Source organism: Moraxella sp., from assembly GCF_030525845.1.
Classification (GTDB): Bacteria; Pseudomonadota; Gammaproteobacteria; order Pseudomonadales; family Moraxellaceae; genus Moraxella.
The window spans coordinates 20,712-29,598 of sequence record NZ_JAUNDY010000022.1; the positions used below are offsets into that span (position 1 = coordinate 20,712).

An 8,887-nucleotide genomic window follows, 5' to 3' on the forward strand; every position below is an offset into this window, starting at 1 on the left:
GTTAAAATCAAATATTATCCACCAATACAAACATCATAGCATATCATAGATAAAAATCAATCATCTTTGCAAACTTTTATTATTTAATCTTTCTTGTAAAAATTATTAAAAAGGCTTAACAATCACCAAAATCACCACTGCGATCAGAATAAATACAGGTACTTCGTTGAACCATCGCCAGTAGACGTGGCTTTTAAAGCGGGGATTATTGATAAGTTTGAGGCGAAAACGTCCGCACATCACATGATAGATGGTTAGTAAAATCACAAGGGTAATTTTGGCGTGTAGCCAGCCTTGCGTTTTGTAAATTTGCCAATTCATCACCACCATTGACAGCCCCAATATCCAAGTCGCCATCATCGCAGGAGTCATGATGCCACGATAGAGTTTACGCTCCATGAGGGCAAAGCGGTCTTGGCTGATTTTATCATCACTCATGGCATGATAGACGAACAAGCGTGGCAAATAAAAAATCCCCGCAAACCAACAAACCATCGCAATGACGTGAAAGGCTTTGATGTATTCAAACATGGCAAATTAGACAAAATAAAAAGTGGCATGATACCACTTTTTATGTCAATTTTAAAGCAACTTAGAATTTCCATGCCACACTTAGCTTGCCGCCTGCTTGGGTGTTGCCATCGTTTTTGCCATCTTGATGAGTAATGTATGCCCCTGCACCAATGGTGGCGGATTTGAGCTGACTGGTTATACCCACATGGGCGGTAGTGGCATGAACTTTGTCGCCTGTGATGGCGGTATTAAATCCACGAGCATATTCAGGTACGGATAATAAGGTGGCGTTAATGGTGCGTTGGCTGTCCTTAAACTCGTGAGCGTGGCTGATACCGCCCGTCAAAGTCATGTTGGGGCGAATGAGGTAATCAACATCAAGTCCAAGCTCGCCTTGTAAAGATTTGATTTCTTGTTTGCCAAACTGCATGGCGGTGGATAGATGGGCATTATTTTCGGCGAGTGCACCCACTCTTACCTTTTGGGCGTTGACACCAACATAAGGGCGTACGGTAAGTTTATTGACATCAAGGGCATATCCTGCTTGTATGCCACCATGAAAACGTCTGGCATCTGTTTTTGCATTATGGGTACGGTTTTCGCCCTCCCATGCGATGTGTCTTTGAGTATCCACTGACAGCATGTCTACGCCAATTTTTGCATTGAGGCGAATTTTGTTAAAATCATGACGATGATACACACCAAAGCCGACATTTTTTGTGTTGGCGTTTAGGGTGTTTGCCAGCTGATAATCTTGGTTTTGATGGCTGATGTATACCCCAGTATGGTGATTTTCCCCCACAATATCCGCACCAACGGTAGTGAGTGGGCTATCATCGCCAACATGAATGTCCGCCCATACGCTGTGGTTATCGCCACTTAACTGGTTGAGCTTGCGATATAAATGACGGTCATTGGTGGAGCCTGTGTTTAGGATATTTTGGGATAATTGTCCTACTTGAACGGGACTATCGATGATGGAGCGATAATATTGAGCCAAAATGCGGTGCGTTTTGCCACTTGGGTGGATTAGGTCGGCAAACATGTGCGTGTCGTTTGCGTTGGGCGAGACCAGTTTGGTTTTGTTGCATGCCAATGATGATGAGGTGTGTGGAATGGGTGGTGTTTCTTTACAAGCCGTACCAGTAACATCGCTTAACCCAAAAGCTTCTTTGTTGGCATAAGCTTCTTGCAAAAGTGCAAAGGTATTGGCAGGGATAATGTTGGCGTTGGATTGATTTAATGCGTCAAACACGCCTTTGTTATACATCTGAGTGAGAAGTTGTACTTGCGGTTTGGCGTTGGGCGCAGTATTGTGTATGAGTGGTGTCAAAGACAAATCAGGAATGTTGGGTACTAAAATAGTAGTCGCTCCTGCCTGATGAAGTTTTTCAATGTCCCCTACGGTATCTGTAACCGCCTTGTTGGCGTGTGCCAAACCACCACCATGCTCGATGGCATAAAACAAATCATTTGCCCCAATCCATACTGCATATAGGGCACTGGGGTCGGCTTTTTGGTTGTGTTTATCTAGATAGGTTTTGATTTGTTCGGCGGTCGTTGGAATTTGTACAGGAGTGCCACCCCAAGTTGCAGTACGAGCTGACTGCGACCCGCCCACCGCATAGTTTGTGCCGTTGGGATTTTCGGCGGTGTTGGCGATGGCGGTTTTACCATAAGCCTCTGCCAAAAGACTTGTCCACACAGGGTCAGGATTGGTGGTAAATGATGGCTGTAATAGACCGCCTAATGCAGGGATTTCTTGGTTTGCCAGTTCTTTGATACGACCAGTATCCGACAGGCTATCTCCGAAAATGACAACTTGGCTATACTCGTTAGCATAAACCGCATTGGCACACAAACCAAGAGCGATGGCGGATAATCTAAATAGGGTGGATTTTTTCATCAATCTAGTCCTTTAAAAAGAAAAAATACTGGTGCAGTTTAACAATATTTACACCATTGTACAAGTGTTTTTAGTTGGTAACGTTAGGCGGATAAGGGACAATGGGCGGATAAATCTTGCTCGGCTTGACCTGTCATGGCATTGATGATTTTGGGTTTGGGGTGGGCGGTTTTGGCGGTTAGCCCCAATTCTTTCATTAAATGGTCGTCATTACTCATGGACGAGTTGGTGGTGGTGAGTAATTTATCGCCATAAAAGAATGAATTTGCCCCTGCCATAAATGCCAAAGCCTGCTCGCCATCGGTCAAACTCTCTCTCCCTGCTGACAGTCGCACTACGCTCGTTGGACAACAAATGCGAGTAACGGCAATCGTGCGTATCCATTCAATCGTGGATAGCCGACCCTCTGTCAGCACCTTATCGCCAAGTGGCGTGCCTTTGATGGGTACAAGCAAATTGACAGGAATGGACTGGGGCGGTACAGGCATTTGGGTCAGCTCATACACCCAGTCCACACGGTCTGCACGGCTTTCGCCCATACCGACAATGCTTCCGCTACACACATTTATCCCTGCTTGACGAACATAATCCAACGTTGCCAGCCGTTCATCATAGGTGCGAGTGGTGGTAACACTGTCATAATAGTTGCGTGATGTGTCAAGGTTGTGATTATAATAATCCAGCCCTGCGTCTGCCAATGTTTGGGCTTGATGAGGCGAAAGCATGCCAAGCGTCATACAAGTTTCCATACCAAGTGCCTTGACTTCGCTAATGAGCGTGGTCAAATACGGCAAATCCTTATCCTGTGGGTGTTTCCACGCCGCTCCCATGCAAAAGCGAGATGAACCATTTGCTTTTGCTCGTTTGGCTTCTTGCACCACTTTTTCAATGGCGATGAGTTTTTCGGGGTTTAGTCCCACTTTATCTCTATGATGTCCCGACTGACTGCAATAACCACAATCCTCAGGGCAGTTGCCTGTTTTTATGGATAAAAGCGTGGAGATTTGTACTTCGTTGGCAGGGAAATGTTGGCGGTGGATACTTTGGGCTTGCATGAGCAAATCCATAAAGGGCAAATCAAAAAGGCGAGCGATGTCCTGACGGCTGATGTGTGGCATGACGTTTCTCCATAAAAATAGTGAACAATTGTAAAGTTAAAATACCAAATCGTCAAGTATATGAGATGGTTTTTATCATCATGCTTGATTTTAAGTTGTTTTTGATATATTATAACGTTTTATTTAACCACCATCTAGGAGCTACCATGCAAGTCCTTTCCTCTCTAAAATCCGCCAAAAACCGTCATGAAGACTGTCAAGTAGTGCGTCGTCGTGGTCGCACGTTTGTGATTTGTAAGTCCAATCCTCGCTTTAAGGCGGTACAAGGCGGTAAAAAACGCAAATAACCAGATGGGGCGGTATGACCTAGTCGACCTTGTCCGACCGCCCTGCCAAATATCCAAACACCACATTAACGCACATCAGCCCAAACAACACCTGCAAAGACAGCTCCCAAGCCCCTGTTTTTTCAAACAATCTTCCCAAAACCAGTGGACCAAAAAACGCCACGCCATACCCCACCGCTTGTACCATGCCTGATAAATCTCGTGCCGCCTCCAAACTTTTGGTGCGAATTGAAAACAACATCAAGGATAACGTAAAAATCGCCGCCGCCCCAAAGCCCATCAGCGCCGACCACAGATACAGATACGATGAAGCCCACAGCACGCCACCCACACCGATGACATTGGCAAGGCTTGCCACCAGTGCGACCACCCTGATAGATAGCCCTCGTTTAATCAGATATGTCAATAACAATATCGCCACAGGTGCTGCCATCTGAAAAGACAGTGCCAATCCGCCAGCCTGTTTCATTGTCATGCCATACCCAACACCAATGGACGGCAAAAAGCTCGCTACCGTATAAAACAATAGTGACTGTATGCCCATATACACCCCCAGATACCACGCCTGTGCGTTTTTCCATGGGTTAAAGATGTGTTCAAGATGGGCTGTATGGTCAATGGCATGATGGGAGGTCATTTTATTTATCATCGCCAAAAGAGCCAGTGCCACTACCGCAAACACCCCCCACCACGATAGGGCTACCTGCCACCCCACACCTCCCACCATCGGCACAACCACAAAAGCACACGTGCCAGCAAACACCGACATCGATAGGCTAAACACCCCTGTGGCGAGCGTGATGTGATTGGGGGCGTATTTTTTGATGAGCGGTGCAGTTAGTGCATTTAAAAACCCAATGGCAAGAGACAGCACCAACGTCCCCACAAAAAACCCACTCACACCCACCCACACACGAAGCAGCACCGCTGTTGCAAGCATCGCCATGCTCATCATCATCACACGCTCCAAACCCAAGCGTTTGGCGAGCATAGGAGCAACTAAGGCTCCCAGTGCAAATGTCGGCATCGGCAACGCCCCCAAAACCCCAATGGCAGACACCGACAAGCCCAGCACCTCGATGAGTGTCGGTGCTAGCGAGCCTAGCATGACTATCGGAGAACGCATGTTCACGGCGGATAAGATAAGCAGGACTATCAATAGCGTCAGGGTGGTGGCTGGTTTTGACATGGTGGCAACCGTGCGTTTAGAAAATCTAGATTTTACAAAAATTCCACCCAATAAAAAAGGGCAACCTTGCCCTTTTTTAAATTTTTCAAATCTCTTTGGCGATTTTAGCGAGCTTATCACGACTGGCAAGCATCGCCTGCTTGTCCTCTTCGGTCAGGCTCTCGCATTTATTTGGGTCGTTACCACAAAACTGACAATACTCATCACCCATCAAAGTAGCCACACCGCCACACGAACCTTTTAGGGGCTTTTTTTGGATAAGATAACCAATACCCATCAACAAAAAAAACAACACAAACACCCCAAAGGTTACCAAAAATATCGGCAAAAACTGTTCAAACATAAAAAAACTCCGCTAACCAACCGTATCAGTATAGACCATTTTAACAAAAAAATAAATCACAAAAGTGCATTGTCATCGAGCTTTTCAATGCTTTGGCAGATTTGATGACAAAAACTCAGAAGCAGACCCCATGCTGGCACATACAACCAAAACCCAAATTCGACATAGTCGCACGACAAATTCTTGATAATCTCTGACTTTAATTGACCAATCATATTTTACCCTCGTAACTTCAAATAAGCATATGGTAAAAAATATGAATGAAAAAATGATGAAGTTTTTATGAAAAAATTGTGAAAATCATCAAGCCTCAAATGTCATCTGCACCACGACCAGATTTTGTTCATGATTAATAGCATTTGGAATTTGGCTGGCAAGATGGGCGGGTAGGGTTTTGATAAATTCCGCCAAACTCATCTGACAAAAGCCAGCCGTGCCACCGTGCTTTTCTGCCACGCTCGCCACAAGTGGCAAGCCAAGCCCCACGCCTTTTTTATCATGGCCCATGCTAAAATACCGCTCAAAGGCTCGACCTACCACAAAATCTGGCAACAGCTCACAATCATTAACCACCATAACTCGCCTCTCATCTAGCACGACAAGCACAAAACTGATGGCATAAGTGGTGGCATTTTCCAAAAGATTAGCGATGGACTGACCAAGCCAAAACACATCGCCTTGTATTTTGGTGCGTCCTATGAGAGCGACATCAAGTGATTTTTGGGTAAATTTGGGTTGGTATTGACTTATCAGATTTTGGCAAATCGCCTGCATGTCCACCATTTGCACATCAAGCTCAAATGTTGGCTGTTCAAGCCTTGCTAATGTCAAAAGCCTATCAATGAGCATCGTCATTCGCCCCGCCTGCTCGCCGATGAGCATGGCAAACGCTCGCCTGTCGCTCTCTGAAATATCATCGATGAGCAGCTCACTGCTGGCAGTAATGGCAGACAGTGGGCTTTTTAGTTCGTGCGTCAGGGTGTGAACATATTCAGCGACATAAGCACGATTTTCAAGCGTATCTTTCATCTGTCCTATGCTGTCGGTTAGGGTGTTTAGCTCCCTGCCTAGATAAAAGTGCGGACGGCTTTTTTTGGCAAGATTATCTGCAAAGCCCACCACCAAAGACAAGCTATGGCGAAACCAAATCGCCACCAATGCCGACACCACCAATGCCACAAGCATAGCACCAATGAGGATTTTGATAAGCTCATGCTGACTGGCATGTAGATAAGGTAGTAAGCTACGTGTTGGCTTGCCAATGCTGACCACGCCGATGAGTTTTTCGTCTTTAATGATGGGACTTGCCACATACATCACGCTTGACCCATTAACCTTAGTACTTCTAGCCCCATACATGCCATGTAACGTCAGGTAGACATCATTCCACCGAGCAAAATCCTGCCCCACGCTCACGCCCATCGAGTCATAAATGACTACCCCATCTTTATCTGTGATGTACAGATGAAACTGGCTAGATGATTTATTATCGTACCAGCTTTTACCATCAAAATCAGGCAATCCCAATAACGTGTCATCTAGCCCTACCAGTATCCCTGTTAGCGTTTTAGATTCGCCTGTCTTGATGAGCTTATCCACCTCATCGGCAATCAGTAGTGCCACAAGCTTTGAGGTATCGACCAGCGTATCTTCCACCACACGTTTGGCGGAGGGGCGAATGGTTTTATTAATGCCATAAAAGCTCATCGCCCCAAGCACCAAAACCACCAAAATCATCGCTCCCCACAGCCGAAAAAATATCGAAAAACTCGTGGCACGATAAAATAGACGGTCTAATAAAGCATGAAAATTAAACATATGTACACATCAATAAAATGGGGCAAACCGAAGTCCGCCCCATCTATCAACTCTGGGTCATTGAGCAGATTTGGTAAAGGCATCTTTGACGATTTTAGCGTCTTTTTGCCACTGATAATATCCACCAAATGCCAAATAAGAATCTGGGCTGACATAGACAATTTGCTTGTTTTGCCACGCTTTTGTGCCATGCATGAGTGGATTATCCAAAATCTCTTGAGCGGACACCCCCTCCTCGCCAATCGCTGAGGTACGGTCTAATACAAACAGCCAGTCTGGATTGACTTTTTGGATATACTCAAAACCGATGGGCTGACCGTGAGACTCTTCGTTTTTATTAACCTCAGTATCTGCCATCGGAATACCAAAAGCGGTGTGCAGGTAGCCATAACGTGAATTTTTGCCATAGGCACTCATTTTATTGCCGTTAATCAAGATGGCAAGTCCATTCCCCTTACCCTCTGTAACCGCCTTGACATCGGCAATCATCTGGTCAAGCTCGCCGATGAGCTTATTTGCTTCATCGACCTTCCCAAAAATCTGTCCAAAATCTGTCAGTTGTTGTTTTGTGGCTTGATAAACATCATTGGTATCGATGGTTAGGTTATACGTTGGGGCGATTTTGGCAAGCTCATCGGCGTGCTTGGACATGCGAGAACCAACAAAGACCGCTTGGGGTTTTAGGGCGTGTAAGGCTTCCAAATCAGGCTCAAACACCGTACCAATGGGCGTAGTAACCGCATCTTGCGCTTTAAGATTTAGCATGATGGCACGGTCGTCCTTGATGTCAGGAAAGCCCTGCACCGCCACACCCAGTGCTGTTAAATTTTGTAGGGCGGTCATGTCGTACACCGCCAACGGAGCAGGATTTTGGGCAATACTCGCCTCGCCCATCGCAGTATGAATGGTAAGTTCTGCTTTGGCACTCTCTTGTGGCTGGGCTACTTCTTGGGCTGGCTTGGCATCATTTTGGTTGCATGCACTCAGCCCCATCGCCACAACCACTGAAAACACTAAGGTTCTTTTTAAAAACATCGTCTTATCCTCATTTGGTATCAAAACCCACTTATGATAATCAATTTTTGATAATAAATCAATGCAAATAAGAACTTATAGCATATATTTCATCAAAACCCCCATAATCCCCACAAATCATCACAAATTACAAAATTTTTAGCCATAAAGCCTTTGAAAATATTGATAAAATTTCCTGAATTATTTACAATAATTCATTTTTATCATCTCTAAAAATCATGAGCGACATTACCCTACCCCCCCTATCCGATGAATTAAGCAGTCTATCACAAAGCGATTTTATCCAATTTGGCGATGCGGTGGTTGCCTTGATAAGCCAAGCCGACAGCGAAAGTGCCTTGTCCGAGCTTCGTGGACTCTTACAAGGCAAAAAATCCCCCATTACCGCCCTATCTAAGCAAATGGGCGGACTTACCGCAGATGACAAAAAAACTTACGGAGCGTACCTGCATGAGCTTCGTACTCGCATCAATACCGCCCTTGATGAGCGTGGGTCGGTCTTGGCAAAAGAAGCCTTAAATGCCAAACTGCTTGCCGAGCAAATCGACATCACGCTCCCCCCACGCCACCGTCCCACAGGTGGACTGCACCCCATCACACACACCACAGAGCGGATGAAACAATTTTTTGTGCAAGCGGGATTTAGTGTGGCGACAGGTCCTGAGGTGGAGAGCGATT

Annotated in this window: 9 protein-coding genes and 1 pseudogene; 2 read left to right on the forward strand and 8 right to left on the reverse strand. The window is 45.7% G+C overall.

Annotation, left to right across the window (positions count from 1 at the left end):
• Positions 1-105: 105 nt before the first annotated feature.
• From hemJ to bioB, 3 genes are all read right to left on the reverse strand, one after another.
• Positions 106-531, reverse strand: coding sequence for a protoporphyrinogen oxidase HemJ (gene hemJ / locus Q4B79_RS07950; protein WP_303085892.1), 426 nt, complete (start codon positions 529-531; stop codon positions 106-108).
• A gap of 61 nt (positions 532-592) precedes the next feature.
• Entirely contained in the window at positions 593-2,419 is a 1,827-nt protein-coding gene (locus tag Q4B79_RS07955; protein WP_303085893.1) for an autotransporter domain-containing protein, read from the reverse strand.
• Positions 2,420-2,502: 83 nt separating this feature from the next.
• Entirely contained in the window at positions 2,503-3,537 is a 1,035-nt protein-coding gene (gene bioB / locus Q4B79_RS07960) for a biotin synthase BioB (RefSeq protein WP_303085894.1), read from the reverse strand.
• A gap of 146 nt (positions 3,538-3,683) precedes the next feature.
• On the opposite strand from bioB, the gene ykgO reads away from it, so the two are divergent.
• A complete protein-coding gene (gene ykgO, locus Q4B79_RS07965; RefSeq protein ID WP_062500454.1) occupies positions 3,684-3,824 on the forward strand; it encodes a type B 50S ribosomal protein L36 in 141 nt (46 codons plus the stop codon).
• Positions 3,825-3,843: 19 nt separating this feature from the next.
• Here ykgO and Q4B79_RS07970 read toward each other — a convergent pair whose 3' ends face one another.
• The 5 genes from Q4B79_RS07970 to Q4B79_RS07990 form a co-directional block, all read right to left on the reverse strand.
• A complete protein-coding gene (locus Q4B79_RS07970; RefSeq protein ID WP_303085895.1) occupies positions 3,844-5,013 on the reverse strand; it encodes an MFS transporter in 1,170 nt (389 codons plus the stop codon).
• Between the two features lie 85 nt (positions 5,014-5,098).
• On the reverse strand, positions 5,099-5,356 hold the full coding sequence (nqrM, locus tag Q4B79_RS07975) for a (Na+)-NQR maturation NqrM (RefSeq protein WP_303085896.1): 258 nt from the start codon (positions 5,354-5,356) through the stop codon (positions 5,099-5,101).
• A 56-nt stretch (positions 5,357-5,412) separates the two neighbouring features.
• Positions 5,413-5,571 carry a hypothetical protein gene (locus tag Q4B79_RS07980; protein WP_303085897.1) on the reverse strand — a complete coding sequence of 53 codons (159 nt, stop codon included), beginning with the start codon at positions 5,569-5,571 and terminating at the stop codon, positions 5,413-5,415.
• 88 nt (positions 5,572-5,659) lie between these two features.
• Positions 5,660-7,174: a two-component system sensor histidine kinase CreC gene (creC, locus tag Q4B79_RS07985; protein ID WP_303085898.1), complete on the reverse strand. Its 1,515-nt coding sequence runs from the start codon at positions 7,172-7,174 to the stop codon at positions 5,660-5,662.
• Positions 7,175-7,231: 57 nt separating this feature from the next.
• Positions 7,232-8,209, reverse strand: coding sequence for a siderophore ABC transporter substrate-binding protein (locus Q4B79_RS07990; RefSeq protein ID WP_303085899.1), 978 nt, complete (start codon positions 8,207-8,209; stop codon positions 7,232-7,234).
• A gap of 218 nt (positions 8,210-8,427) precedes the next feature.
• On the opposite strand from Q4B79_RS07990, the pseudogene Q4B79_RS07995 reads away from it, so the two are divergent.
• A pseudogene (locus tag Q4B79_RS07995) lies at positions 8,428-8,887 on the forward strand (phenylalanine--tRNA ligase subunit alpha); the annotation flags it as partial.